The following is a 25716-nucleotide window of genomic DNA, read 5'->3' as shown; positions in this document are numbered from 1 at the left end:
ATGACTTCCACCATCTTCATTCCCGAACTGGGCCATCTGGCCATGATTCTGGCGCTGTGCTTCGCGCTGGTTCAGGCCGTGGTGCCGTTGTTGGGTGCCTGGCGCGGTGACCGCTTGTGGATGAGCCTCGCCCAACCGGCCGCCTGGGGGCAATTCGCGTTGCTGCTGTTTTCCTTCGGTTGCCTGACTTACGCCTTCATGGCCGACGATTTCTCTGTCGCCTACGTCGCCAGCAACTCCAACAGCGCGTTGCCGTGGTACTACAAGTTCAGCGCGGTGTGGGGCGCGCACGAAGGGTCGTTGCTGCTGTGGGCGTTGATACTCGGCGGCTGGACCTTCGCGGTGTCGGTGTTCTCCCGGCAGTTGCCGCAAGTGATGCTGGCTCGCGTGCTGGCGGTGATGGGCATGATCAGCACGGGTTTCCTGCTGTTCCTGATCCTCACGTCCAACCCGTTCGCGCGGATCCTGCCGCAGATTCCGGCAGACGGTCGTGACCTCAATCCACTGCTGCAAGACATCGGCCTGATCGTGCATCCACCGATGCTGTACATGGGTTATGTCGGCTTCTCCGTGGCTTTCGCCTTCGCCATCGCCGCGCTGCTCGGCGGTCGACTTGATGCAGCGTGGGCACGCTGGTCGCGTCCGTGGACCATCGTCGCCTGGGCCTTCCTCGGTATCGGCATCACGCTCGGTTCGTGGTGGGCGTACTACGAACTCGGCTGGGGCGGCTGGTGGTTCTGGGACCCGGTGGAAAACGCGTCCTTCATGCCTTGGCTGGTGGGCACGGCGTTGATTCACTCGCTGGCGGTCACGGAAAAACGTGGCGTGTTCAAGAGCTGGACCGTGTTGCTGGCTATCGCCGCGTTCTCGCTGAGCCTGCTCGGGACATTCCTGGTGCGTTCCGGCGTACTGACTTCGGTGCACGCCTTTGCCTCCGACCCTGAGCGCGGCGTGTTCATCCTGATTTTCCTGCTGTTTGTGGTCGGTGGTTCGCTGACCCTGTTCGCCCTGCGCGCACCGGTGGTCAAGAGCCAGGTCGGCTTCAACCTCTGGTCCCGGGAAACCCTGCTGCTGGGCAACAACCTGGTGCTGGTGGTGGCGGCTTCGATGATCCTGCTGGGCACCTTGTACCCGCTGATTCTGGATGCGATGACCGGCGCCAAGCTGTCGGTCGGCCCACCGTATTTCAACGCGCTGTTCATTCCATTGATGGCGTTGCTGATGGTGGTGATGGCGATCGGCATGCTCGTGCGCTGGAAAGACACCCCGGTCAAATGGCTGTTGAGCATGCTGACCCCGGTGTTGCTCGGCAGTGCCGCGTTGGCCGTGGTAGCGGGTGTTGCTTATGGCGATTTCAACTGGGCGGTGATCGCGACGTTCATGCTCGCGGCCTGGGTGTTGCTGGCCGGTATGCGTGACATCTTCGACAAGACTCGCCACAAAGGCCTGATCAAAGGCCTGCCGACCCTGACCCGCAGTTATTGGGGCATGCAGGTCGCTCACCTCGGCATCGCCGTGTGTGCCCTCGGTGTCGTGCTGTCGAGCCAGAACAGTGCCGAGCGCGATTTGCGTCTGGCGCCGGGCGAGTCCATGGACCTGGCCGGTTACCACTTCGTGTTCGAAGGCGCCAAGCACTTCGAAGGTCCGAACTTTACGTCCGACAAGGGCACCATCCGGGTGATCCGCGACGGCAAGGAAGTCAGCGTGCTGCACCCGGAAAAACGCCTCTACACCGTGCAGAACTCGGTGATGACCGAAGCCGGGATCGACGCCGGATTCACCCGCGACCTTTACGTCGCCCTGGGCGAGCCGCTGGGCGATGGCGCCTGGGCCGTGCGCGTGCACGTCAAGCCGTTCGTGCGTTGGATCTGGTTCGGCGGTCTGCTGACCGGTTTCGGCGGATTGCTGGCGGCGCTGGATCGGCGTTATCGAGTCAAAGTGAAAAGCCGCGTGCGCGAAGCACTGGGCATGACGGGAGCCACTGCATGAGACGTTGGTTGATGCTGTTGCCACTGGCGATCTTTCTGGTGGTCGCCGTGTTCCTTTATCGCGGTCTGTACCTGGACCCGGCCGAGTTGCCTTCGGCCATGATCAACAAGCCGTTCCCGGAGTTTTCCCTGCCGGCGGTGCAGGGCGACAAGACCCTGACCCGCGCCGACATCCTCGGTAAACCGGCATTGGTCAACGTATGGGGCACCTGGTGCATTTCCTGCCGGGTCGAGCACCCGGTGCTGAACAAACTGGCGGAGAAGGGCGTGGTCATCTACGGAATCAACTACAAGGACGTCAACGCCGACGCCTTGAAGTGGCTGAGCGAATTCCACAACCCGTACCAACTGGACATTCGCGACGACGAAGGCACCCTGGGCCTGAATCTCGGTGTGTATGGCGCGCCAGAGACGTTCTTCATCGATGCCAAGGGCATCATCCGCGACAAGTTCGTCGGCGTGATCGACGAGCAGGTCTGGCGCGAAAAACTGGCGGCCAAGTATCAGGCGCTGGTCGATGAGGTCAAGCCATGAAGCGTTGGATCGCCGCCGTCGTTTTAGGCTTGAGCATGGCCGGTGTCGCTCACGCGGCCATCGACACCTACGAGTTCGCCAAAGAAAGCGACCGTGAGCGTTTTCGTGAATTGACCAAGGAGCTGCGCTGTCCCAAGTGCCAGAACCAGGACATCGCCGACTCTAACGCACCGATCGCCGCCGACCTGCGCAAAGAGATTTTTCGCATGTTGGGCGAGGGCAAGGACAACCAGCAAATCATCGATTTCATGGTCGATCGCTACGGTGATTTCGTCCGCTACAAACCAGCCCTGAACGCCAAGACTGCACTGCTCTGGTTCGGCCCTGCCGGCCTGCTACTGGGCGGTTTTGTGATCATCGCCGTGATCATCCGCCGTCGTCGCGTGCAACGCGCTGACACCAAGGATGAGCTTTCCGCCGAGGAGCGTGAGCGCCTTGACCACCTGTTGGATAAAACCAAGAATGATTGATTTCTGGCTCGCTGCAGGTCTGCTACTTCTGGTGGCCCTGAGTTTTCTGCTGATCCCTGTTTTGCGTGGTCGCCGCGCTCAGCTTGAAGAGGATCGTACGGCCCTGAACGTCGCGCTGTATCAGGAGCGCGTGGCTGAGTTGCAGACTCAGCAGGAAGAAGGCGTTCTGGACGCCGCACAAATGGACACCGGTCGCGCCGAAGCCGCCCGTGAGTTGCTCGCCGACACTGAAGGCGTCGAGGCGCCACGCGTGTCCCGCCTGGGCAAACCGTGGCCCTTGCTGGCGGCGATTCTGGTGCCGGTGCTGGGTCTTGGCCTGTATCTGCATTTTGGGGCGAGCGACAAGGTTGAACTGACCCGCGAATTTTCTCAGGCGCCGCAGTCGATGGAAGAGATGACCCGTCGCCTGGAGCGTGCGGTCGCGGCTCAGCCGGATTCGGCTGAAGGCCTGTATTTCCTCGGTCGTACGTACATGGCTCAGGATCGCCCTGGCGATGCGGCGAAGATCTTCGAACGCACGGTGAACCTGGCCGGTCGTCAGCCGGAGCTGCTGGGCCAATGGGCGCAGGCCCAGTACTTCGCCGACGGCAAGAAGTGGTCGGACAAGGTTCAGGCCCTGACCGATGAAGCACTGAAAGCCGATCCGAAAGAAGTCACCAGCCTTGGCTTGCTCGGTATTGCTGCCTTTGAAAGTCAGCGTTATCAGGACGCCATCGACTACTGGAATCACCTGCTGGTGCAACTGCCACCGGAGGACAGTTCCCGGGCCGCGCTGCAAGGCGGCATCACTCGGGCCACCGAGAAACTCGAAGCCAGCGGTGGCAAGGTGGCCCAGGCGCCCGCTGCCAAGGTGGCGGCCCTGCTCAAGGTGCGAGTGGATCTGGCACCAGAGCTGAAAGCCAAGGTCCAGCCGGGCGACAGCGTATTCATCTTCGCTCGCGCCACCGCAGGGCCTCCTGCGCCATTGGCCGCCAAGCGCCTGACCGTGGCCGACTTGCCAGCGACCGTCGAGCTGGGCGACGCCGATGCAATGATGCCGCAGTTGAAACTGTCGAACTTCCCTGAAGTCCAACTGGTTGCGCGCATCTCCCGCGCCGGCCAACCGACTGCCGGCGAATGGATCGGTCGCAGCCAGCCTCTGGCCAGCAACACCACTGCGCAGCAAACACTGACCATCGACAGTCCGGACAAATAACAGGAAAACCCTGTAGTTCGCGGTTGGGCTGGCTGCTTTAAGCTAAGGCAGAGCAAGTGGTCGTTTCAGAAGCTGGGCGACTGCGTGCGACATAAACTTCGCTGTATCATCTGGCACCAATGGAAGTTGTCCTCTACGGGGGCATGCGCAAATTCTTAGCCTAAGTCCTGCACAGCCAAAATCGATAGGGTATGCCTGCAAGCCGGCGCGTTGGGGATCAGAGGTGTATGTACCAAGGCAACAACTCAAACTTCGTCCGTCAATGGCTGCCGATCTAATGTGGTCAGGCCCCCATCCGCTTTTCCCCTTCTTACGCGTTCCGCCCAGTTGCTGGCCAGACAAGCTAAAGATGAAGAGTTTGTCATTTGCTTGTAACTGCTCAGGCTGGGACATAGCATCATGCAAACAGTAATCATTACGATCTATATCGGACATCACTATGCGTTTGTGTGACCTGCCTAGCCGCCAAAAAGCGTGTGTAACCCATGTGGAACGATCCGGCGAAGATGATCCGCTTAGCCAGCGTTTGCAGGATATTGGCTTCGTTCCCGGTGAGTGCGTAGCGGTGGTGGCAAGAGCACCTTGGGGAGGCGATCCAGTCCTTATCCAAGTGGGTGGTAGTCGCTTTGCGCTGCGTCGCGATGAGGCCAAAATGATCCTTGTCGAAGTGAGTGCCTGAATGCCTGGTTTACGTTTGGCTTTAGTCGGTAATCCGAATTGTGGAAAGACGGCGCTGTTCAATCTTCTAACAGGGGCCAGACAAAAGGTTGCCAACTACGCTGGCGCCACAGTCGAGCGCAAGGAGGGGGTCACACGCACGGCCACCGGGCGCACATTCCGAGTACTGGATTTACCAGGTACCTATAGCCTGGCTTCCGTAAGCCAAGACGAACAGGTCACCTTGAACGTACTGCAGGGCCAATACCCAGGAGAAGAGCGCCCCGAACTGCTGCTATGCGTCGTCGATGCCACCAACTTGCGCTTGCATCTGCGCTTCGTGCTTGAGTTGCAAGGCTTGGGACTACCGGCGGTATTGGTATTGAACATGGCCGATGCAGCTCGTCGTCGAGGTATCCGGATTGATCTTGCTAGTCTGTCGGCGGCGCTTGGGATGCCGGTTATCGAAACGGTCGCCATTCGCCGCGATGGGGCCGGACAGTTGCTGAATGCCATTGATAGTTGCGATGACATCAAACCCGCGCCGGCCCCTATACAGGGGGCGGACTTACACGCGCGTGTCCGTGAAGTCCTCGATGCGTGTGTCAAAACTCCTCAACTATCAGATGATCGCGTCGATGTAATTGATCGCTGGATGATTCACCCGGTGGCAGGGCCGTTGACACTGATTGCAATCATGTTCCTGGTGTTCCAAGGAGTCTATCTAATCGGCAAGCCTGTCACGGACTGGATAGGCGACAGTTTCGGCGCGCTGGCCATCTTCGCGGCCACCTATCTGCCTGATGGCCCATTGCGCGGGTTGATTTGCGATGGCTTGATCAGTGGACTGGGAACCGTGCTTGGATTCATGCCCGAGATTCTGGTGCTGTTCTTTTTCATCTTCATATTGGAAGAGTCTGGCTATCTACCGCGCGCAGCCTTCATTCTAGATAGGCCGATGCGTGCCGTCGGCCTGACTGGCCGCTCGTTCATTCCATTACTGTCGAGTTTTGCTTGCGCTATTCCCGGTATCATCGGCGCGCGCAGTATCAGCGACCGGTACGATCGGCTCACGACTATACTGGTAGCACCGCTGATGACCTGTTCGGCGCGGCTGCCGGTATACGCGCTTCTGATCGGCGCGGTGATTCCCGACACTCGTATAGCAGGCTTGTTCGGGCTTCAGGGGCTCGTGTTGCTTGGCCTGTACATCTTGGGTATCGTCGGGGCAATGACGGTTGGCTGGATTTGCAAACGCTTCAGACCTACAGCCATACAGCAACCTATGCTGATGATGGAACTACCGGCCTACCGGCTACCTCGCGTACGTGACCTCGTATTGAAGCTTTGGGAGCGTGGTTACCTATTTCTGAAGAAGCTGACGGGAGTCATTCTCGCACTCACCGTCATCATGTGGTTCATCTCGAACTTCCCGAACCCGCCAGTTGGCGCTACCGATCCCGCGATTGATTACAGCTTGGCCGGATATTTGGGCAAAGCGCTTCAGCACCTGTTCGCGCCATTGGGATTCAATTGGCAAATCACTCTGGCGTTAATTCCTGCTTTCGCCGCCCGCGAGACTGCTGTCGCCACCCTGGCCACGGTGTATTCGGTGGCGAACGCCGACGATATCACTTCCCTTAGCCATACCTTGGCGGCTCAAGTGCCGCTGGCCAGCGCGTTATCTCTGATGGTCTGGTTCGCCTTCGCTCCGCAATGTATGTCGACCCTTGCCGTGATCCGCAAGGAGACCGCCAGTTGGGGGCAGGTCGTGTTGGCGTTCAGCTACATGTTCGCCGTCGCTTATGCGCTTGCGTTCCTGACTTATCAAATAGCTGAGGTAGCTTTATGACAATGGGGTTAGTAGTTCAATACGGCGTGATCGCTATGCTGCTGGTTGTCGCGGTGATTAGCCTGTGGCGACGCTTGGCGCCGTCCGGAAGTGGAGGTTGCAATAGTGGCTGTGGCTCTTGCTCCTCGAGTTGCAAACCCGCCCAACGCATTCCGGTGCGAACGATGAACCACACAACAGTCCAAGAGGTTGAGCCAAATGGCTGCTGCTCCCCAACCCTGCGGGCTATTAATAAGTAATGTAACGCACCACTCTCAAACTGCTTCACTGATGAAAGCCTTTGTTAAGCGTCTAGCGAAACCAACCTGCGCTTGTTAGCCGGGTGCTCACCGATCGGACTCATTTGCCCGCTACATCGGTCGGCGCGTGACGACGTCCTTCAAGTAAGCACACGGCCTGCGTTTCTGGGCGCAGCCTTGTCAAACCCCAACCGTATGAGATCGAGCTTGGCAACAAAGGCATCCATCACACGAACGAGATGAACCACAGGGATTAATCTTCCAGCGAAACCGGAAAAGGCTTGTCTGATCGCGCGCTTGACTTGAATCTGGCTGCTAATGCCAGACTGAGATCTGAAAAGGGTTTGGCCAGCCATAGGTCAAGGCGTGGATTTGTTGCTCGATCTTCTCAAACCAAGAAAGTGACTCGAGAAATAGTGAAACTGATCATGGAGTTGATCAATGGACTGCATTTGGACGCGAACGAGTGACCTGCGCCATGTGAGCAATGAGCCAAAGATCTGACTCATCCTTCCTAATCCTCCAATCTCCAATCTCCAATCTCCAATCTCGTGAGCGTCTGATTTCGGCGCGATCGAAGCAGACAATGCTCCTTTCTGGACGGCTCGAAAAAAGCTAACTATGCCTTCCTTCGACATGAATGGATGTCGGAGCACCTTTCGCAACGATCTGGTGCGGGTAGACGAGCAGAACCTCATGTTGCAGGAGGGCATACTCTCTAGCGCCGCACATCAAGCGGTACAGGCCTGTAGCACGGCAAGCTGGCTGATGGGGTTAATTTTTGTCAGCGTCTCGCTATTAATGCTGGTTACCCTGAGGTAGGCCTCGCGCACCCCACTGGCGCAACTCAACAATGTGATCCAGCAGTTTTCCCTGGCCGCGACCGGTAATCTCACTGCCAAGCTGACAATCGGCCGCAACCCGAAGGATGACTTCAATCAGATGTGGACCGCCTCGAACCAGATGACCGATGGTATAGCTAATGTGATTCGCCAGGTCGTTGGTGGCAATCAGCACCTGACCCAACTTCACGGCTATCTATGCGAGGCAATGACGCGCATGGGTGAAAACAGCAACCAGGTCGAAATGCAGACCGAACAAGTGGCCTGCGCCTTCCAGCAGATCTCGGCAACGATCAACGGGATGGTCCGTCAGACCTCAGAGGTCGGGAGTGCCACGCAAATGGCTTACACTTCCGCGCGCACTGGGGCCAAGGTGATTGGCGCCAGCGTCGCGAGCATGCGCAATCTGTCGCAACTGATCCAGACCACCCATGTTCAGGTCAACTCGCTCACCAGTCGAGCATCAAGGTCGCCGGTATCATCGAGGTCTTCAAAAGTCTGGCCGCGCAAACCAATCTGCTAGCGCTGAATGCCGCGATCGAAGCGGCCAGAGCCAACGAAGCAGGCCGAGGTTTTTCGGTAGTGGCAGACGAAGTCTGCTCGCTGGCGCGGAAAACGGTTTCGGCCACCACCGACATTGCCAGCATCGTCGATGACCTTAAACGGCACACAGAGCGTATGGACGAGCTGATGGTAAGCAGCCTGACCCTGGCCGCGGAGAGTGGGCACCATGCAGGTGACTCTGCCCAGGCTATCGACGACATCACTCAGTCGATGGAGCGTCTCACCTTCGATATGAATCACGTTGTGGTGGCCATCGAGGACATTTCCACCACAACCGGAAACATCGCGAAAAAAATGGAGGAGATCAATGCCCACACGAGCGAAACAAGAAACTTCGCTTTACCCTGGATGGGCACACCAAGGGCCTGTCGATTCAGGTCCAGACATTGAGTCACAGCGCTGGGAAATTCGTGATCAGTTGAGTGTCGCATTCGCCTTGTTTGGACTTACATCGATGCCGAAAAGCGCAAGGACCACCAAAAAAGGGGGGAGCAGTGTCCTGTCAGTCATGGTGCTCGTTCAATGGGCCCATGCAGTCTCTTATGTCTATAATGCTTGAATGCATATTGGCAACCACCCAGAGGCTTAGAGCCCGGTTATCAGCCAGATGCTCATGACGGCTGTGACGTCACCAATTCATGCACTGCAGCTATTCCAATGGGGGAGGGACAGCAGGAGTAGATCCATGCAATCTCTCGACCGAGCGTTGCTCAGCGATATTCTTCCTGCCGAAGCGCTCCGACAGATGTCCGCTTTCGGAGCCCTCTCGGACGATTTTGTGGAGCAAGTGCTGGCGGGCGGTGAATTGTTCAGGTTAGCGCAGAACGAGAAGCTCTATTGCCAAGGAGAACGCGCAGATTGCTTCTATGTCGTTCTAAAAGGACACGTGGAGATATATCAGGACACCGAAGCTGGCCGTAAAGTCATCCGAACGACTACCGAGGGGGAAAGCGTCGGTTTTCCCGCAATGCTAGCGATGCGCCCCAGATTATTCAATGGCGCTACGACCGGCGAATGCATAGCGCTTAAAGTTTCCTGCGAGTTTCTATTCAAACTTCATGAACTGGATAGCTCGCAGTTCGAGATATTTTTCATCAACCTTTCTAGGGATATGAGTCGCTTTATGAGTGATTGCGCTCGCCGATCAACTTCATGACGAAAGGTCGTTGTATGAGCCCGGCGCGCATGCCGGAAAGCTCGTCGACGATCGAGTCTTTGCTGCCACTTATGTTCATCACGGCGGTGTTTGTGTCGAGCAGTTTGTACTGGCTGATGATCGTCTGGATCAATCGATCCCTTTGATCCGTGCCGCTGGCGTTGGACATTTTAAAGACGCAGCTCATCCGGCCAGCTTCGCTCTCTGGGCAGGCGCATCACTGTTCCTGCCAATCCAAGTCACAGCAGAAGACATAGAGCGTGCCGCCAACCCTGACGGTCTGCGACAGCGTGATACACATGCTCGAGTCCGCCACCGACAGATAGGGTCGACTGATCTGGATGAACCCTGGTTGCTTCAGTGCCCGGTAGTGATAGTGCTTGTGCGACCAGTTGGCGTTGTCGCCACACAGCAGGGGTGAGAATCGCGCATTCAGCTGCTGTTGGTAGTGCGGGGCATAGACATTGCGCGACACCTGATACCCCGTTTCATTGAGCAGATAGCAGCGCACCGTACGCGGGTCGCTAAAGAGCAAAGCGCTGCTCAGGTCAAACTGCTGGTTGGCGGCAAAGTGCACCACGGCCTGTTGAAACAAGCCCTCTATTTCACGCACATAGTGTTGCAAGTCGGCGTTGCGTTTGACGCTTTGCCACTGCTGGCCGCGCAGCAGGCTGTCGAAGGTACTGACCAAACCCTGCTCGGCGTCGATGCGGGCCTGTGGTTTGGCAAAGTAGAAGCCCTGAACCATGTCGGCGTTGGCCGCAATGGCTACTAGTGCCTCGTGTTCGGTTTCCACGCCTTCCACCACTACCAGGCTGCCAGCCTCGTGCAGCAAGCTGACGATGCCGGTAAGAATTCGTTCCACCCGGCGCGAATGACCGGCATCCTGGATCAGGCGGCGGTCGATCTTGACGATGTCGGGTTGCAGACCCCAGATGCGGTCGAAGTTGGAGTGCCCCGCGCCGAAGTCATCGATGGCGATCAGGCAGCCCAGTTGGCGGAAATGGCTGATGAAGCGCTTCAACTGCTCATGATCGCTGACCTCGCTTTCAATGATCTCTATCACCAGTCGATGCGCAGCAATGTCAGTGGTCTGCAGCAGGTTGTGGGTAAAACCAATGTCCGGTTGTACGCTGACCAGGTGCTGTGAGTTCAAATTGAGAAACAGCCAGGCTTGACCCGTGGCCTGCCGCGCAAAGTTATGCACATGCAAGCTCCGGCAGGTGCGGTCCAGCTCCAGGCTTTCCCTGCTATTACTCGGCATGGCCAACAGGGTTGCCGGGGGCTCTATCGTGCCATCGGCATGGTGTGCGCGAATCAGCCCTTCGTAGCCCACGGCGCGGCCATGCGCGATACTGAAAATCGGCTGGAAATGGCTGGTCAGTGATAGGCCACGATAGCAGGTGGTGGCTATGGGGTCGCTCGGCAGGCCGTAGCCTGGCGGGCAGGCGGGCGTCTTGTGGTCGTAGCGCAGCGGCTGGACGGCATTTCGCATCTGCAGTTCCTTAGCGGGGCTGTAAGTGAGCCAGCGCCGAATCCACCAGGGCCAGCAGTTCATCAATGGCTTGGGTGGCGCGTTGGAAGTAGGTCTTGGCGGCAATCAAGGGCTGTTCCTGGTCAAGCAGCTCCTCTTTTGTGCAGCGTAGAAAATCCTCCACTACCTGTTCGCGATGCTGCAGGCGGAACACGTCAGCCTGCGGGTGATTGGTGGCGTGGCGTTGCAGAGTTGCGAAGGCCGTACCGGCCAGCAGCTCGATCTTCTGGTAGAGAAAACGCATCCTCACGCGCTGCTCGGCGCTGCTCTGACCGGCCGCCGCGATGCCGGTGCCGAGGGCGCGCGCCTGGCCGGCCCATTCTGCCGCCTGGACTACCTCGCGCCAGATGCAGGGTAGGTAGCCCAGCTCTGCGCGGCCCTCGGCCAGATCGATTTCGCTTGCTACATCCTCCATCAGAAAGATGCTGTTGCGAATGATCAAGTGATGCTGAGCCAGATTGTTTGCCCGATCGCTACTGCGCCCTTCGCGCATACGCGACCAGTGATCGATCAAGCTATTCCAGGCGTCCCGGTGCGTGCTGTCGAACTCCTGGGTGGCACGTATATGCTGGTCGACCCCCTCGCGTGCGGTCGCAAGATCCTGACTCAGGCTGGCATCGCCACAGAGCACGCCATTGCTCAGGCCGCGATGGCGCTGAAACCCGGATATCAGGGCACGCAACAAGGCCAACTGGCGGATGTTCAACTGGATATGTTGGCGCTTTTGCCGCTGCCGGCGCCGGTGCAAGCCATAGAACAGCAGGATCAGGGTGGCCAGGGCAGCGGCGAGCAAGAGCGGTATTCCGTGTGATCCATTCATGTTGATTACCCCGTCAGATGAGCCAGATGGTGGGCAATGGATCGCGCCTGATCGGCGGCCTGTAGGTTGTCGGCATTGCCTTGGCGGACGCGGTCGGCCAGTTCGGCGATTTCCGCAACGGCCTTGCCCTGTTGTTCGGTACTGACCGCCACTTGGTCGACCTGTCCGGTCAATTGCAGGGTGCGCTGTTGCACCTGATTGAGCAGCGCGCATACCGCCTCGGAACTGGCGGCGCTGCGATGCGCCAGATTGGTCAAGTCGGACACCTGCACCGTGGCATCCTTGATGTGCTGTTGCACCGATTCGATGTTGCGACTGATTTCTGCCGCCGACTCCTGGCTGTGTAAGGCCAAACGGCGAACTTCATCGGCCACTACGGCGAAGCCACGGCCGCTCTCACCTGCGCGGGCAGCTTCGATGGCGGCATTCAGGGCGAGCAGGTTGGTTTGCGAAGCAATCCCGCGGATGGTGCCGGACATTTCATTGATGGTGCGCGAGTTGGTGTTCAACTGCAGGATCAGTTCGTTGGTGGTGATGGCTTGCTGCGCCATCTCGGACACCTGCCGCACCAAATTGGTGAGCTGGTCGATCCCGTCGGCCAACTGTTCGCTGGCCACGATGCTGGTCTGACGCGATTCATCGGCCAGTGCCGCCACCTGCAAAATGCTCACATTCAGTTGTTCTACCGCCGCTGCGGCGACAGTGGCCGATTCGCTTTGCCCTTCGGCATTGCTGGTCACCAGCGCCGCGCTTTGTTCTAGTTCGTGTGAGGAGTGGGATATTTCATCCAGACGCTGCTGTAACAGTTGTTGTTGGCGTTGTTCGCGGTTCAGCCACTGCTGAAAGCTTCGTTTGATCGGCTGCAGCAGCCAGTCGGCAGCTCTGACAGGCTCCTGGGCGCCATGCAGGTCGGAGTTTTCACAGTAGCGTTGCAACTGCCCGATCTCCTGCAACAGCAGCCACAGGCTGGCAATGGCCAGGTAGGCCAGTACTGCCCACAGCGGCCCTGTGGGCAGCGTCGCAGCGGCCAGGGCGCCGCCCGCCAGGCTTATCGCTAACAGCGTGCGGATCATGCCGAGGATGCCCAGTTCGCGCAGCAGCAAGAACGCAGGGTAGGTGAGCCACTTCATGTGTCTGAATCTCCAATGCGGTAGCCAAAAAAAACGCCTGAAGCCTCTGCGAAATATCCGCAGCGGGTTCAGGCGCCTTTGCCTTGCAGGAGCGAATCCTGCTGATGTGATGTGTTGGATAGCAAGAGTGATGCCATAGGTTTTTGAACGGCGGTTTTCAAAGGATCTAACCCACTGTCGCGTTACGCGCAGCTTTTGTATACCTATCTTAAGAATGTGCTGATGCGGCTGCCGACACAGCGAGCGAGATCGGGCAACTGCTGCCGCATTAGTGGGTGGCCGCAGAAACCACGTAACCCCCCTGCGATGCTTTGGGACTTACAAGGATGGCAATTGGCGGAGTAGTCATAACGATGCTTTTGGTTGTTGAAGGTATCAGCGCCAGCGGGAAAACCACCTGGTGCGCTAAGCATGGAGGGCAACATGTCATTCCTGAAAACGGCCGTTTTGAAAGCGAGCCGGGTCGGATAAAGGATCCCGTCGGAGCAGCAACTTTTTGGGCAGAACGAAACGTGGATCGCTGGTAAAAAGCGTTGGCCATGGAAGACATTACTTCGTGGGCTCTGTGTGAGAGTCCTTGAGTTTTTGCATCTGTTTTTTCAGTGTTTCTATCTTTTCTTTCAGCCGCTCTGCTTTGGCGTCGGCGCCAACAAAGCCATCCGTTTCGGTACCGGCCAACGTTAACTATGTTGGCGCTGACACGATTTTGACCCAGGGTTGCTGATGTTGACTGACCTATATGCAGGCACTGAAATCCCGCACAAGACCATCGCCTGCTGAGTATTCGGGTGGGTTAATGAATCCCGACAGCTTGGGTCAGAATTCCGTCAGCGCTAACAATTTGTCGTTTGTGACTCGGCGATTCATGTTTTGATCGACCGAATTTGGCCGATTCGGTTGGAAAGGAGCACCCCTGTTGGGCCTGCGGCAAAATCTCTGCATTGGCCAGCAGGGGAGCACACAGCATGATGGGACAGTTATCGAGTGGGCAGGAGCGACTGTTTTACTCGTTCAACCTTGAAGATCACATTCCAGCCAATCACCTTCTACGCAGCATTGATCAGTGCCTCGATCTGAGTGACCTGCGCCATTACCTCGCCGATTTCTATAGCCCGATTGGGCGTCCGTCGAATGATCCTGAACTGATGATGGTAGAGATGTTGATTCAGATGGCAGAAGCGTATGCACTGTGATCGTGTGGGCATTAGCCGTTTATCTAATCAGCAAGTCGCTGAAGCTATGCATTAGAGTGCACTGAAATGCCGACGCATTCGTTGTGAGGATGTATGTAGGCACCAAGCATTCGTATCAGTCATGAGTGAGGCTTGTTTTGAGCACCAACATCATCACGAAGGAAGGTCACGAGGCCTTGAAGCAGGAGCTTGATTTCCTTTGGCGAGAAAAGCGCCCTGACACGACGCGCAAGGTTACTTGGGCAGCATCACTAGGCGATCGTAGTGAAAATGCTGACTATCAATACAACAAGAAGTTGCTTCGAGAAATTGATCGACGCGTGCGATATCTTCGCAAGCGGCTCGAAGACGTCCGGGTTGTTGAATACTCGCCTGAGCAGGACGGAAAGGTTTTTTTCGGGGCTTGGGTCGAGATTGAAAACGAATCGGGTGAAATCAAAAAATTCAGGGTCGTTGGCTATGACGAAATTTACGGTCGTAACGATTACATTTCGATCGATTCGCCTATGGCACGCGCACTTTTGAAGAAAAAGGTTGGGGACGAAGCAGTAGTGCAAACTCCAGGTGGAGAAATGTTGTGGTGGATTAACGAAATTTTTTACAAAAAATAGTATGGTTTTTAAGTATGGTTACTATTTACAGATGCCCGTGTTTAAAGGCCTGCACGGGAAATAGTATGGGAAACGCGGTGCTTGGGTGTAGACGGTATATTCCGGGCGTTATCGGGTGAGCACGTAACCAACAGCCCGGCCGCTTTCGGTAAGCGAATGATCGTTGCCAACATGATCAACAGCTACGACTCCATTGATAACGAGCGTGCTGGCTATCTTAATGATCTGCGCTGCGTCATAGCCAAGTTCATGGGACGCGAAGAGCCTCGCCACGGTGACACGGGGCCGCTGCTGGAGGTGTTCCGGCGTCGAACGGGGGAGTGGTACGAAGTTGATGGCGGCACCTTACGCATGAAAATGTACAAAAAGGGCACCTGCCATATTGAGGTGCATCCGGACATGGCTTGGCGCCTAAATGCGGTGCTGGCCAGCTTGTACCCAGCGGCGATTCCGGCAAGTTTCCGTACGAAACCCAACGCCAAGGGCAAGCGCCACAAAGTGTTCGGTCGTCCGCTTCCGTTTGCGGTGATTACTATGTTGTCCAAGATGCGCTCGGAGCCAAACAGACCGGTACGCTATGACCGCTGGGAGGAGCCACGGCCTCCGCTGACGGCCAACCCTCATGCCCTTCAGTTCGACTACGGCGATCGCAGTGAGGCAGTACAGGCCGAGGCCGAGAAGATTCTGGCCAACATTGGAGGGGTGCGTCACAACAAAAATGCACACGTCTGGTTTGAATTCGAGTTCAGTCCACGCGAGGCACTGGATGAGATTATCGTCTCTGGTTGTGTGCCAGACCAGCGGGCTCATCAGTTCTATCCGACCCCTGATGAACTAGCTATCCAAGTCGCTGAGCTGGCCAACATCGGCGACGAGCATACTTGTCTGGAGCCTTCAGCCGGGATTGGTGGCATAGCCGATCACATGCCCAAGAACAGAACACGATGCGTCGAGATCAGCGACCTGCATTGTAAGGTGCTGGAAGCAAAGGGCTTCGACGTTACCCAAGCTGATTTCTTGAATTGGGCAGGTTCAACGGCTGATCGGTTCGACCGTGTAGCCATGAACCCACCATTTAGCGAAGGGCGTTGGCTTTCCCACCTGACCGCGGCTGCGGGCCTGCTGAAGGCCGGCGGACAGGTTACGGCCGTGTTGCCCGCCAGTGCGAAGAACAAGGACGTGCTCCCAGGGTTCGATCTCGAGTGGTCACGCGTCATCGAGAACGCTTTTGCCGGGACCACCGTGTCAGTGGTAATCCTATCGGCGCGAAAGCGTTAGGAAAAAAAGGTATTGGATGAGGTGCACGTATGCAGAGCTTCAGCGTGTGCCGATATCCTAGGGATTGAATACCTAGAATCCACGAGCTATTTTATCTGCCATTCAGGACATCAAATGTTTGTTGCCCTGTAGGAGCTGACCCTGGTCAGCACTTCAAGTCCGCGGCCTTACCTTTAAGGTGAGTGACTGCGATCAGATATCCAGCCAAGAGCTGGATTAAAGCCTACCGGGCGCTCTCTCCCGGTGGGGGGGGGTGCCTCGGTGAACTGGAGGTACAACCTATGTCGAATCAACCATGCTTTTGTGGGTTCTTGTCTCTTGAGGATGCTCTACAACACCGTGCCACATCTGGTGGGTGGGTATTTGAGGGTGAGGCGGGTCAAGTGATTTGGTTTGCTCACACATTTCGCCCGACAAGCATCTTCACGCACTACGTCCTCACGGGTATTTCCGGCAGGCTGGTGTGAATATGAAGATCTTAACCGTGGTTCGCCTGCCATCAGAGGACAGTGGGCTTCAAAACTCCATTGTTCGACTACACAACCGCAACATCGACTCGAAACGAAAAGATCGGAACAGATTTTTTCGTCGTGAGCCGGTGATGATTTGCAACAGTGCAAATGGTGCCAGCGTCTTGAGATATGTGATGGGCACTCCTGGTGGGATATCCATCACTAAAAATGCTGTAGCACTCGACTACGATGCAATCGACGTCCTGGGCGTCCGCTTTAATGATCAAGTCGAGCTAGAGCTGAAGAGAGCATCCTCCGCGGAAATCTATAAGTGGTTTTGGTTTCACCCTGACCTGAACGTTCGTATCTCCATTCGTTTAGGGATTACGGGCGGGGTACTGGGGATTCTGGGATTCTGCGTTGGTCTGCTGCCCTTCATACATTTAACTTTGTAACGTAGACAAAAAAACCCGGTCTTAGGACCGGGTTTCTTTTTTGGGCTAGCTGCAGATTTTCACCGGTCGGTACCTGTCACCGTCGGCGATAAGGAAATCCGGTATTTCTAGGTCGATAGGGGCGTCGTATCGTAGAGGTTTGATAAAACTCACGCGCTCAGCTCTGAGAGCTGACTCCTTTGCTAGATCGGAACGTGAGGTGATAGGTATCCACGCTTCGCTTACAGCCATCAACGCCAGATCTCGAACCTGCGCGATATTAAAAGTCCCGTTGTTTTTTGTTGCAAGGCGCGCGAGCGCAATTACAGTGTGCCCCTCTTTCCAAAGCTTAACTTCGTTTGGATACTCTTTGACGAAGTGCTCCCAGTGGTGCGTACCAATAAAAATCGCTGAGAAACCAAAGTTTCCAACTACTGGAAGTTTTGAGACTTTAGAATCGTATTTGTTGGGGTTGTATGGCCTTAGTGGCGCAAGCAGTAAAGTCTTGCTCTTGATTGCAAGTGACGAGTTGATTACGTCGTTGTTGAGTTGTTGCTGCTGGCTGCCTATTGGCGCGTGTAAAAGTAAATTTCTATCAAGAGGAGTGTCTTGGCTGATAATTCGAGCCGCTACCTGCCTAATTGCTAAATTGACCATGCCAAGGCGTCGTTGGCATTTAATATGGGCGTACCATAAGTTGAGCCGCGACTCTGACCAAAGGAGGTGGAGGATTCCCTTTAAACCGAAAGCCCTCAATTTTGTCTGTCCGGCATCATCAAGCAACTGATGAGTCGCATCAGAAGATTGGTTTAGTTTTTTTCTGAGATTGATGCAAATAGTTCCCTCAAGCGTTTCTTTCATTGCGTTTGAGTTATAGCTATTAAGGCCGTTGAGATTTTGATGCGGAGAATGAAAGACACAACTTGGGGCATGAAGATTGCCGGTACCTGGGGCACGAATGTACGCATAGCCGGAGCGGTCTGACCGTCGCTTGACAATTATGCTCGGCGCCTGATGGCGGTCTTCAAGGCATAGGCAAAGCGCTTCAACAATCCCCTCGGCAGCGCTCAGCGCTTCCAAGTGAGGTGCGAACGCATCTTGCCATTGTTCTTCAGGGGAATAAATCTGCCCATGAATCAACAGAGGGTGGCGCTTATTCTGCATCGCTTACTCCTTCAACATCTCGCACAGCCCAATCACTAACCAACAAAACACTGTCGTCTAACGCTCATGAATCTTTATTCAGTTAATGAAAAAAGCAGCCGAAGCTGCTTTCATCACATTGAAGAATTTTAAGGTTTCTCAACATCAATGCTGGCCGATTGTTGTTCGACTGGCTTAACCGCGTCTTCTGACCGCTCAGGGTTTGTTACGAGTTTTCCTTCTTTCCAAATATAATGGGCGACAGGTTCCTTGGTTGGGTGGCCTGCGTCATTTTTTGGGTTACCGCTGCCATTGCCTCCAGTTCCTGCGGAAGCACCGCATGCTGCAACACTAATGAGAAGTGCCAAGGCGATCGTTACTTTGTTATTCATCCATGTAGCTCCTTTATGGTGGTTCCTAGCTTCGCAGCTTGTTAGGCGCTGCTTTTGAAACTAATTTAAATCCAGTCTTGCTATATGCAACCCCGCTCAAGGCGGGTTTTTATTAAAATAAATGCCCTTAATTTTTGGTTGGCTAGATAAAGGCATTTTTTGTTATCGGCCGCCGTCGAAAAATCTTTAAGTGACCCGCTTATGTCCGATCCGGACAATTAAAGGTAGCTCTATCAGCGGTAGATGACCGGGTCGAACCATAAAAATCCCAGAGGTGGGCTGGGATTTTGAGTTCGTTGCAGCTTTGGGTGGAGCTCTATTGGTCTGGCACAGTCGCTTGGGATTTGATATCTCGAATGGCATCGCCGAGTTGCTGGCTGCTCCCCTCGGTGTAGTCCGGCCAGGGCACAAATGGTTGAGAGGAATGACGGTTAACAATCATGATCGTTGGGCACCGATACTCCATTGCTCCGCTATCGCTGTTTCGTACCAGGACGATCGAAGCATCGCAGTTTGCCATGTCTGAAATCGGAGAAATCTCCTTGATGAGCTCGAGGTTTGCCCAACCATCTGAGCTACTGCGATAGAACGATAAATGTTCAACTGCCGACATCAAGCAGACGCCGCCAGCAGTCATCAGCAAAATGATGTGCCCGGCATTCCAGAAGCCAGCACTCTGAACCTTGAAGGCTAAATAGAGATTCCAAACGCCCCAGCCGACTGCCGCGGCGCCGCCCATTGCCAAAAGATGCACTGAGAGTCGTCCGTAACTTGCATCCAAAGTCATCGTTTGGTCGGAGAGAATTGTCAGCGCTATCGGTGCGCTCGTCGCGAAAAGCATCAAGCCCAGGATAAGAGTCGTCAGAGGGGAGGGGCGTGAGGTCCCATTATTTTGGGCGTGCTCAATCAGCCGGTTCATATGGCTGAACAGTCCGAAAAGGCAGGACAAGGAAATTACCAAGCAGGAAAGCATGTAGAGCATGGGAGGGGGGCTCTGTGGCGACAAAAATGAGGAACTGATTCTCTCAAAATGCGTGGCATGCAAATAGTTGGTCCGTACCTGCAAATGGGACGATCCCCCACTCAAAAGAATCTTTTGGCGGGCTTACCCCATAGTCAGCTCTTATAACGATGCACCTTCGGCGACCTGTCGGTAATTGTCCCGGTGTGTCTGATGCCGCCAGCCCACAATGGGCTGTCTGCACTGAACTGTGTTGGATTGAGCCCAAACTGCGGCTCAATGCAGGGGTTGCATTATCACGAGCTTCCTTACTATGGGTCACATGAGAGGCGATGACGCCCACATCCATAATCTTAGGAATGAGAGACCAGCCATGACTCAGACTCAAATGCCGCAGCAATCTATCGAGCTCACCCAGGCCGATATCCCTCCAAGCGAACTGCGCGTTGACTTTCTCTTCGGCTCTATCAAAGGCGCGATGGAGAAAGGCATGGGAGCCAAGTCGCGTGATTTGTGGATGCCGGCGGTATCTGAGCTCAGCAAGCTGCGTGTAATGGAGGGGCTCAACGTTCGAGTCAGAGACGCTGGACTCGACCAGCACATTCGGGAGCTCGCCGACAGCATGAAGCAAATCGGCTTCAAGTCGAGCAAGCCGATTGAGGTCTTCATCGTTGAGGAAGAGGGAGGGTCTGTTGCTTACGTCAGCGACGGTCACTGCCGTATCGAGGCTCTTAAGCTCGCATTGAGCGAAGGGGCGCCGATTACTAACTTTCCGGTTGTAACCCTTCCGACAAAGGGGATCGGCCTTGAGGACATTGTTGCTGGTCTGGTGGCCAACAACGAAGGTCGTCGTCTAAGTACCTTTGAAACAGCCTTGGTTGCAAAGCGTCTGCTCAGTTATGGGTGGTCGGCAGAGCGAATCGGCGAGCGGCTTCATTTTGGCCCGGTCTATGTCGAACAACTACTCGAAGTGGTTGCCGCGCCTCTCTCCATTATTGAAATGCTTCAGAAGGGCGAAGTCTCTGTCGGGTTGGCGCTGGAAGTGATGCGTAAACATCGCGGTGATGCTGTGAAGATTTTGCAGGAAGGCCTGGCGACCTCAGTCAAGAAGGGCAAGAAAAAGGTCACCAAGGCAGATATTCCAGGTGGTCGACTGGACAAGGTCGTTAAAAGCCAATCAAAGCCCTTGTACGAAGCTGCCAAGAACATCTCGAAGGATCCGGCGTTCGAGCAATTGAGTGAGGAAAATCGGTCGCTACTGCAGGGCCTGCTCGACGAAATCGAGAAAAAAGAAAAGGCAGCTGAGGAGAAGGCCAGGAAAGCGGAAGAAAAAGCGGCTCAAAATGCTCGTGAAAATGCTGCAGGGAACGAAGAGGCTCAGGTCGCATGATTACCAATGGAAAGATTGCCGACTCCTTGATTCGATCCACTGCCGCTGCTGGGACTCTTGTAGGTCAGATTCTCAGTGAAAGGCTGGCTGGAACGCGTGGCGGCAAATCAAAAACGAAGGGCGCTCGTAAAGCTGCACGACGCGCCCGACGTACAACCCGAAGCAGTTAAATGCCCAAACCGAATCATGGGTCCGACTCGGCATTGCTTAGAGGCTCGCGAGCAGAAAATGAATGCTCCTTTCCACCTCTAGGAGCTGCGAATGAGCGTAACTGTCCAGTCGTCCACCAATGAGACGTCTAAAACACCACAGGCTGAATCAAAGGCCGGAATTGCTATTGCCGGTCTGCTGATGCTGGTCCTTCTCTATCTCATCATTTGCGTCTTTTCCGCGATCAGTCTCGCAGTGCAAGTACCTATATCCGATGCAGAAATGTTGGATGTTTCTTTTCTGTCGCAGCGCCTCGGCTTGCAATATCACGGGATGTTGTTCGGAGCTCTCTTTCTCGCGTTCGCGCTCCTGCAGTTGGTCAATCGAAATATCGTGTTGGGGGGCTTATGCGCTTTTATTGCTTGCTGCGCAGTGTTTGCGACATCTGAAGTCGCAGCCTTTCGTCAAGGCCTTCTGACTGGCGATGCACGACTTGGGTGCTACGTGTATCAGTCACTGGAGTGCCGCAAGATGCTGGACGTTCCGGTGGGGAGTGCGAAGTCGATCTATAGCGAAACCGCCAAGGATTGGGACAAAGGCGATATCTATGCCTCCTGGTATGCGCCGGAACGAGCTCGCTTCAAGGCCGCGGTTGCTTCACCAGTTCCTAGCACCCTGCCGGGTGTGGCTTTGCTGATGAGCCCTGTTACGTTGTTTCAGATTGATGAAGTGAAGGCACGATTGGAGGCACAGCGCAAAGAGCTTGCGAATTTCCGGGCCTCAGTTCAGTTGAACGGCTCAGCGCACTCTAAATAGGAGGTTTGGACTTATGGCACACAACGTTTTCACGGTTCAATTTGCTGATGGCAAGCAGCTATTCGGGATCATGGAGGGCATTGGTGGCCAAGTTTACCGGCAGCTGTTCGAAACCTTTGACGCTGCCTGGGAGTGTCCCCGCGGGAGTCTTCCAGAATTCGTGGAGCCTTCAAATGCTCTAGCAACGCAAGAAGCTGTCGTTTACGGTCCCGGTGAGTCGTGGGAGTTTGATACCAGGGCATCGAAGTCTGCCTTGTGGCTCACCGGACCTCGCGATTCTGACGAGTGCGAGTCGGAACGGCCGGTAGACTTCGGTATATACGGGGCTGAGGAGTTGCAGGAGGTGCGCCAGTTAATTCCGGGAGGCTCGGCAGCCGTTGAGCTGGAATGTCCCTTGTGCAGAGCTGTAGAAGTTCACAGCGCTTCATCATGGCCGTTTATCAATACCGATGGTGTATTCGTTCATTCGGCCGTTGTCACCTACGGTGTGACGTGCCATGCATGCCGTCGCGATTTTGTGTTCAAACCGCTCGCTGAATAGTTGGATGTATGACCTGAATGCTATGGAGTGCCATCAGGGCACTCCATCAGACTGCGGATGGTCCTGTATACCTTGTCAGCGTCAGTATCCCGCCCCATTTCGTAGATGGCTGGTGCTGGACCACCCACAGATTTTTCGACTTCCCATTGCTCGAACCAGGAGTCTGGCTCATCAGCAAAAACAGCTGGCCGGCCGGCGAACTGATCGCCTGTCACGTCGATTGCAATGTTGCCGCACCGGAGCCAGGCGTGAGTTTCACGACAGTCTTCGTAAAGCTCTGCGCTAACGAAAAGAGCTTGGCCTGCAAGCCGGTCATTGAGGATTTGGCCCAACATACTCGACAGACGACCGCAGCACCCACGTGGAAATTCCTCAAGGCAGTCGGGTATGCGAGGGAGAGCATTTAATACCGTCTCGACGGTTGCTCGGAACTTCACAGACACCGCGTGAAGCTCCTCTCGACTTAGCGTCACAACATTGGTCATTCGTTCTCCTGTTATGCGGCGAGCATAGCCTGCTGTCGTGCTTTCCATGGATCGTTAAATCGCGCAATTCTTGCCAGCTGCAATGGCGACACGCTGTTGCCCACCATTTTACACATCTGTGTTTTATTCAGCTTCCGACCATCATGGCCGCGGTCGATGATGTAGTTTTCAGGGAAGCCCTGCGCACGGTATAGCTCACGAGCATCAAGCATTCGTAGGCATACATCTACGATCAGGTACCGGACGCCGTCAACGGAAACCGTAACCAGATCAAGCCTCTCCTCAACGGTAAGAGCTGTTGATTCAGGTCTGCGTGTACCATGCTCAAGCATGAAGTCAGCGACGCGCAGCGCAGCGTTGATCTGGTCATTGTTGAACTGCTGGTTTTGGAAGTCATGGCTGTCCAGCTTTGCCGTTACCAACTGCTGTTGGCTGCCGGAGCCGGTAATGGTGCTGAATGGCGCGACAACGGGGTGAGCAGGCGTGGTGTTTTTGCCGCCATTTGCCTGTACCAGGATAGGGGCCACGACAGAGAAGTGCCCCCCTTTGACCTGGGCACAGATTGTCCGAAGGGGTTCCTCTGCGGACATGCTTCTTTGCTGAGATGCGTTGGCATGCTCTGTGATGAATGGGGCAATAATCGGAGTACCAACCATCAACTCCCCGCGGTTTGCGCCAGTGACAGTCCGCATAGGTTCGTCAATATCGTGAAGGCGCACGCTTCCCTGATGGGTAGCAGGGAGAATGAAAGGCCGTCCATTTACAACGAAGCGTTCGATGCCGGTGGCGATCCGGACATTGGTGGACTTCACCAGAGGGCGCTTACGCCCCCAGATGCTTAGGCCTAGATTGCTCCAATCGATGCATTCTGCGGCGGTGCGATAGGGCAACTGTCCTTTTTTCGGATGCTTTGCGTGAGATGCCTCGGGCCATTCAATTGGATGACCATCACATCGTGCGATTAGGAACATGCGCTCGCGAATGGTAGGGGCCCCATCATCACAGGCACGGGAAACCCGCCAATCAACGTTGTAACCCAGTGCTTTCAGGCTTCGCACAAAGTTATTCCAGGTGCGATTAACTGGGGACCCGTGACGGCTATATTTGCGGCGTTGCTTACGCCGATGTAGGGCGTTACCAGTGGGTTTACCACTATCGGGAATCAGGTACTGCTCTTTCCGAGGAACCACTTCTCCCGGTGCTGCAATTGAACCATCAAGTTTAACAACACGGCCTGTTTCAGCGCAGCGCTTGGCAACTAGATTGGTCCAACCCAAAATCTGTTTCACGTTTTCTGCGCTGACGACCAACGGCCTCACTTTGCCTGCCCACTTCACGACTACCCATGGCAAATCGCGTATCTCCTTGGATCTAGGTTGGCCACCTGCAGCTTGAGAGAAATGAGTACAGTCAGGCGAAGCGTGGAGCCAGCCAACAGTCCTTCCTCCGCAGGCCCTTACTGGGTCAACACCCCATACATCGGTTTGGTAGTGAGTTGCGTATGGATGGTTGGCAGTGTGGAGCGAGATGGCCGCCTCGTCATGGTTGACGCAGATATCTACCCGGCGCCCCAACCCCATTTCCAGACCGGTAGAACCGCCGCCTCCACCGCAGAAGAGATCTACGATCAGCCAGTAATCCGACTCATTAAGGCCAAGCTGGTACTGGGTCTTGTAATCAATGGTGGGAAAGGTTTTGTTGAAAGCGCTCATGGTCTCTACCGGTGATCTGATGAGGGAAGGCGAATGGACATACCGCCGATCATCCGGAGATTCACAAAAGCGCAACCCGTCGCTTGTTCATCGGCGAGAGCTTTGGAGGGAAAAGCAGAACTTTTTCAGCAGGGTGACTATGGGGTAGGGGCGTAAACGAAAAAGCCGGCGTAAGCGCCGGCTCTTGTTCGACCAGGAGTATTTACCGAAGGTTGGGACCGCTGAATCCCATGGTCATCGAAACGTGCTCAGCTACTGAAGCGCCGATTTTTTTTGCGAAACGATCGAACGGATTTTCTTTGGCAGTGAAATCGACAACATGGCTTGCTCCAACCACTTCACGAGCAACGTAGTCCACGTCAGCTAAGCGATCGACAAGACCAAGCTGCAGAGCTTGTTCGCCCGACCAGATGAGGCCAGAGAAGAGCTCAGGGTGTTCGCTGACTTTGAGCTTCGGTCCGCGGCCGTCCACCACCGCCTTGATGAATTGTGCATGCGTGGTCTTCAGCACGTTCGACCAGAATGCGGCCTCTTCTTGATTTTGAGGTTGGAACGGATCAAGGAAGGCCTTATGTTCGCCAGACGTGTAAGCACGGCGCTCCACCCCCAGTGTACGCATCAGATCAACGTAGCCGAACGAAGCCGCAGTCACACCAATCGAGCCGACCAAACTGGATTTGTTGGCGTAGATCTCATCTGCAGCGCTTGCGATGTAATAGGCGCCAGAGGCCCCCAGATCGCTGATGACAGCGTAGATCTTGGTGTCCTTGTGTAGCTCGCGTTGACGTTTGATTTCGTCGTAAACCTCCCCAGCCTGCACTGGGCTGCCACCTGGCGAGTTGATTCGCAGGACAACCGCCTTCGTGCGTTTATCCTCAAGCGCCTGGCGTAGACCTTTCTTGATCACCTCGGCGCTTGCTTGCCCTCCTTCAGAAATTTCACCGTAAACGTTAACTGCGGCAGTGATTTCTTTGTCTTTTGAATCATCGCCGCCGAATTGTCCGGTGGCTGAGGAGAACACTGCGATATCCAGGGCAACAGCGATGACGGCAAAAAGTCCGTATTTGATGTAGCGCATACGGCGGGTTGCTCTTCGCTCTTTGATCAGGTCGGCAACCAATTCGCCAAGCACCTGGTGTTCCGTTTCTTTGGTAGACATCGCAGACCTCAATGTTTA

Annotated in this window: 24 protein-coding genes and 3 pseudogenes; 17 read left to right on the top strand and 10 right to left on the bottom strand. The window is 55.3% G+C overall.

Annotated elements, in window-relative coordinates:
- The 10 genes and pseudogenes from ACODSV_RS03090 (at window position 1) to ACODSV_RS03045 (ending at window position 9497) form a co-directional block, all read left to right on the top strand.
- A complete protein-coding gene (locus ACODSV_RS03090) occupies window positions 1–1989 on the top strand; it encodes a heme lyase CcmF/NrfE family subunit (RefSeq protein WP_489044858.1) in 1989 nt (662 codons plus the stop codon).
- Entirely contained in the window at window positions 1986–2522 is a 537-nt protein-coding gene (locus ACODSV_RS03085) for a DsbE family thiol:disulfide interchange protein (RefSeq protein ID WP_489044856.1), read from the top strand. The genes ACODSV_RS03090 and ACODSV_RS03085 overlap by 4 nt, the downstream gene beginning before the upstream one ends.
- A complete protein-coding gene (locus tag ACODSV_RS03080) occupies window positions 2519–2992 on the top strand; it encodes a cytochrome c-type biogenesis protein (RefSeq protein ID WP_489044854.1) in 474 nt (157 codons plus the stop codon). The genes ACODSV_RS03085 and ACODSV_RS03080 overlap by 4 nt, the downstream gene beginning before the upstream one ends.
- Window positions 2985–4187 carry a c-type cytochrome biogenesis protein CcmI gene (gene ccmI, locus ACODSV_RS03075; protein ID WP_489044852.1) on the top strand — a complete coding sequence of 401 codons (1203 nt, stop codon included), beginning with the start codon at window positions 2985–2987 and terminating at the stop codon, window positions 4185–4187. Before ACODSV_RS03080 ends, ccmI begins: the two co-directional genes overlap by 8 nt.
- A gap of 6 nt (window positions 4188–4193) precedes the next feature.
- Window positions 4194–4331, top strand: a pseudogene (locus ACODSV_RS03070) (group II intron maturase-specific domain-containing protein); the annotation flags it as partial.
- Window positions 4332–4626: 295 nt separating this feature from the next.
- Window positions 4627–4866: a FeoA family protein gene (locus ACODSV_RS03065; protein ID WP_489044850.1), complete on the top strand. Its 240-nt coding sequence runs from the start codon at window positions 4627–4629 to the stop codon at window positions 4864–4866.
- Entirely contained in the window at window positions 4867–6696 is a 1830-nt protein-coding gene (gene feoB / locus ACODSV_RS03060; protein WP_489044848.1) for a ferrous iron transporter B, read from the top strand.
- A 1094-nt stretch (window positions 6697–7790) separates the two neighbouring features.
- Entirely contained in the window at window positions 7791–8300 is a 510-nt protein-coding gene (locus ACODSV_RS03055) for a hypothetical protein (protein ID WP_489044846.1), read from the top strand.
- Window positions 8270–8731, top strand: a pseudogene (locus ACODSV_RS03050) (methyl-accepting chemotaxis protein); the annotation flags it as partial. The gene ACODSV_RS03055 and the pseudogene ACODSV_RS03050, both read left to right, overlap by 31 nt.
- Before the next feature lie 295 nt (window positions 8732–9026).
- Window positions 9027–9497, top strand: coding sequence for a cyclic nucleotide-binding domain-containing protein (locus tag ACODSV_RS03045; RefSeq protein ID WP_489044844.1), 471 nt, complete (start codon window positions 9027–9029; stop codon window positions 9495–9497).
- On the opposite strand, the gene ACODSV_RS03040 is transcribed toward ACODSV_RS03045, so the two are convergent.
- From ACODSV_RS03040 to ACODSV_RS03025, 4 genes are read right to left on the bottom strand one after another with little or no spacing between them, the layout of a single operon-like run.
- On the bottom strand, window positions 9463–9666 hold the full coding sequence (locus tag ACODSV_RS03040; RefSeq protein WP_489044842.1) for a hypothetical protein: 204 nt from the start codon (window positions 9664–9666) through the stop codon (window positions 9463–9465). The two genes, ACODSV_RS03045 and ACODSV_RS03040, sit on opposite strands and share 35 nt — an antisense overlap.
- Before the next feature lie 48 nt (window positions 9667–9714).
- Complete coding sequence (locus ACODSV_RS03035; RefSeq protein WP_489044840.1) at window positions 9715–10992, bottom strand: EAL domain-containing protein; 1278 nt, start codon at window positions 10990–10992, stop codon at window positions 9715–9717.
- Window positions 10993–11002: 10 nt separating this feature from the next.
- Window positions 11003–11851, bottom strand: coding sequence for a nitrate- and nitrite sensing domain-containing protein (locus ACODSV_RS03030; protein ID WP_489044838.1), 849 nt, complete (start codon window positions 11849–11851; stop codon window positions 11003–11005).
- Window positions 11852–11856: 5 nt separating this feature from the next.
- Window positions 11857–12924, bottom strand: coding sequence for a methyl-accepting chemotaxis protein (locus ACODSV_RS03025; RefSeq protein WP_489044932.1), 1068 nt, complete (start codon window positions 12922–12924; stop codon window positions 11857–11859).
- A 1022-nt stretch (window positions 12925–13946) separates the two neighbouring features.
- On the opposite strand from ACODSV_RS03025, the pseudogene ACODSV_RS03020 reads away from it, so the two are divergent.
- From ACODSV_RS03020 to ACODSV_RS03005, 4 genes and pseudogenes are all read left to right on the top strand, one after another.
- Window positions 13947–14147 (top strand): annotated as a pseudogene (locus tag ACODSV_RS03020) (transposase); the annotation flags it as partial.
- 164 nt (window positions 14148–14311) lie between these two features.
- Window positions 14312–14785 (top strand): transcription elongation factor GreB, encoded by a 474-nt coding sequence (greB, locus tag ACODSV_RS03015; RefSeq protein ID WP_489044836.1) that lies wholly within the window; start codon window positions 14312–14314, stop codon window positions 14783–14785.
- A gap of 81 nt (window positions 14786–14866) precedes the next feature.
- Window positions 14867–16063: a DUF4942 domain-containing protein gene (locus tag ACODSV_RS03010; RefSeq protein ID WP_489044834.1), complete on the top strand. Its 1197-nt coding sequence runs from the start codon at window positions 14867–14869 to the stop codon at window positions 16061–16063.
- 469 nt (window positions 16064–16532) lie between these two features.
- Complete coding sequence (locus ACODSV_RS03005; RefSeq protein WP_489044832.1) at window positions 16533–16970, top strand: hypothetical protein; 438 nt, start codon at window positions 16533–16535, stop codon at window positions 16968–16970.
- 45 nt (window positions 16971–17015) lie between these two features.
- Here the strand turns inward: ACODSV_RS03005 and ACODSV_RS03000 are convergent, their stop codons facing one another.
- The 3 genes from ACODSV_RS03000 to ACODSV_RS02990 form a co-directional block, all read right to left on the bottom strand.
- Window positions 17016–18113 (bottom strand): DUF1173 family protein, encoded by a 1098-nt coding sequence (locus ACODSV_RS03000; protein ID WP_489044830.1) that lies wholly within the window; start codon window positions 18111–18113, stop codon window positions 17016–17018.
- Window positions 18114–18241: 128 nt separating this feature from the next.
- Window positions 18242–18484: a hypothetical protein gene (locus ACODSV_RS02995; RefSeq protein ID WP_489044828.1), complete on the bottom strand. Its 243-nt coding sequence runs from the start codon at window positions 18482–18484 to the stop codon at window positions 18242–18244.
- A gap of 316 nt (window positions 18485–18800) precedes the next feature.
- A complete protein-coding gene (locus tag ACODSV_RS02990; RefSeq protein WP_489044826.1) occupies window positions 18801–19466 on the bottom strand; it encodes a hypothetical protein in 666 nt (221 codons plus the stop codon).
- 352 nt (window positions 19467–19818) lie between these two features.
- Between ACODSV_RS02990 and ACODSV_RS02985 the strand changes: the two genes are divergently transcribed.
- From ACODSV_RS02985 to ACODSV_RS02975, 3 genes are all read left to right on the top strand, one after another.
- Entirely contained in the window at window positions 19819–20835 is a 1017-nt protein-coding gene (locus ACODSV_RS02985) for a ParB/RepB/Spo0J family partition protein (RefSeq protein ID WP_489044824.1), read from the top strand.
- Between the two features lie 261 nt (window positions 20836–21096).
- Complete coding sequence (locus tag ACODSV_RS02980; protein ID WP_489044822.1) at window positions 21097–21801, top strand: hypothetical protein; 705 nt, start codon at window positions 21097–21099, stop codon at window positions 21799–21801.
- A 13-nt stretch (window positions 21802–21814) separates the two neighbouring features.
- Complete coding sequence (locus ACODSV_RS02975; protein WP_489044820.1) at window positions 21815–22342, top strand: hypothetical protein; 528 nt, start codon at window positions 21815–21817, stop codon at window positions 22340–22342.
- A 20-nt stretch (window positions 22343–22362) separates the two neighbouring features.
- Here the strand turns inward: ACODSV_RS02975 and ACODSV_RS02970 are convergent, their stop codons facing one another.
- The 3 genes from ACODSV_RS02970 to sppA form a co-directional block, all read right to left on the bottom strand.
- Window positions 22363–22827 carry a hypothetical protein gene (locus tag ACODSV_RS02970; RefSeq protein ID WP_489044818.1) on the bottom strand — a complete coding sequence of 155 codons (465 nt, stop codon included), beginning with the start codon at window positions 22825–22827 and terminating at the stop codon, window positions 22363–22365.
- Window positions 22828–22838: 11 nt separating this feature from the next.
- The gene (locus tag ACODSV_RS02965) at window positions 22839–24539 is read right to left on the bottom strand and encodes a DNA cytosine methyltransferase (protein ID WP_489044816.1); all 1701 of its coding nucleotides are present in this window, start codon (window positions 24537–24539) and stop codon (window positions 22839–22841) included.
- A gap of 202 nt (window positions 24540–24741) precedes the next feature.
- A complete protein-coding gene (gene sppA / locus ACODSV_RS02960) occupies window positions 24742–25698 on the bottom strand; it encodes a signal peptide peptidase SppA (RefSeq protein WP_218538970.1) in 957 nt (318 codons plus the stop codon).
- Between the last annotated feature and the right edge of the window lie 18 nt (window positions 25699–25716).

This window comes from Pseudomonas sp. FG86 (assembly GCF_057808775.1).
The sequence above is the reverse complement of the archived record's forward strand: the minus strand, read 5'-3'. Positions and strand labels throughout refer to the sequence as shown.

Excerpts from the sequence above, each read along its gene's own strand:
- ACODSV_RS03080 (WP_489044854.1), top strand. The coding sequence starts at position 2,519 with ATGAAGCGTTGGATCGCCGCCGTCGTTTTAGGCTTGAGCATGGCCGGT.
- ACODSV_RS03085 (WP_489044856.1), top strand. The coding sequence starts at position 1,986 with ATGAGACGTTGGTTGATGCTGTTGCCACTGGCGATCTTTCTGGTGGTC.
- ACODSV_RS02970 (WP_489044818.1), bottom strand. The coding sequence starts at position 22,827 with ATGACCAATGTTGTGACGCTAAGTCGAGAGGAGCTTCACGCGGTGTCT.
- ACODSV_RS03090 (WP_489044858.1), top strand. The coding sequence starts at position 1 with ATGACTTCCACCATCTTCATTCCCGAACTGGGCCATCTGGCCATGATT.
- ACODSV_RS02975 (WP_489044820.1), top strand. The coding sequence starts at position 21,815 with ATGGCACACAACGTTTTCACGGTTCAATTTGCTGATGGCAAGCAGCTA.
- ACODSV_RS03040 (WP_489044842.1), bottom strand. The coding sequence starts at position 9,666 with ATGTCCAACGCCAGCGGCACGGATCAAAGGGATCGATTGATCCAGACG.
- ccmI (WP_489044852.1), top strand. The coding sequence starts at position 2,985 with ATGATTGATTTCTGGCTCGCTGCAGGTCTGCTACTTCTGGTGGCCCTG.
- ACODSV_RS03030 (WP_489044838.1), bottom strand. The coding sequence starts at position 11,851 with ATGAATGGATCACACGGAATACCGCTCTTGCTCGCCGCTGCCCTGGCC.
- ACODSV_RS03035 (WP_489044840.1), bottom strand. The coding sequence starts at position 10,992 with ATGCGAAATGCCGTCCAGCCGCTGCGCTACGACCACAAGACGCCCGCC.
- ACODSV_RS03005 (WP_489044832.1), top strand. The coding sequence starts at position 16,533 with ATGAAGATCTTAACCGTGGTTCGCCTGCCATCAGAGGACAGTGGGCTT.
- ACODSV_RS02985 (WP_489044824.1), top strand. The coding sequence starts at position 19,819 with ATGACTCAGACTCAAATGCCGCAGCAATCTATCGAGCTCACCCAGGCC.
- ACODSV_RS02990 (WP_489044826.1), bottom strand. The coding sequence starts at position 19,466 with ATGCTCTACATGCTTTCCTGCTTGGTAATTTCCTTGTCCTGCCTTTTC.
- ACODSV_RS02980 (WP_489044822.1), top strand. The coding sequence starts at position 21,097 with ATGAGCGTAACTGTCCAGTCGTCCACCAATGAGACGTCTAAAACACCA.
- ACODSV_RS03025 (WP_489044932.1), bottom strand. The coding sequence starts at position 12,924 with ATGATCCGCACGCTGTTAGCGATAAGCCTGGCGGGCGGCGCCCTGGCC.
- ACODSV_RS03065 (WP_489044850.1), top strand. The coding sequence starts at position 4,627 with ATGCGTTTGTGTGACCTGCCTAGCCGCCAAAAAGCGTGTGTAACCCAT.
- feoB (WP_489044848.1), top strand. The coding sequence starts at position 4,867 with ATGCCTGGTTTACGTTTGGCTTTAGTCGGTAATCCGAATTGTGGAAAG.
- ACODSV_RS02995 (WP_489044828.1), bottom strand. The coding sequence starts at position 18,484 with ATGAATAACAAAGTAACGATCGCCTTGGCACTTCTCATTAGTGTTGCA.
- ACODSV_RS03000 (WP_489044830.1), bottom strand. The coding sequence starts at position 18,113 with ATGCAGAATAAGCGCCACCCTCTGTTGATTCATGGGCAGATTTATTCC.
- ACODSV_RS03045 (WP_489044844.1), top strand. The coding sequence starts at position 9,027 with ATGCAATCTCTCGACCGAGCGTTGCTCAGCGATATTCTTCCTGCCGAA.
- ACODSV_RS02965 (WP_489044816.1), bottom strand. The coding sequence starts at position 24,539 with ATGAGCGCTTTCAACAAAACCTTTCCCACCATTGATTACAAGACCCAG.
- sppA (WP_218538970.1), bottom strand. The coding sequence starts at position 25,698 with ATGTCTACCAAAGAAACGGAACACCAGGTGCTTGGCGAATTGGTTGCC.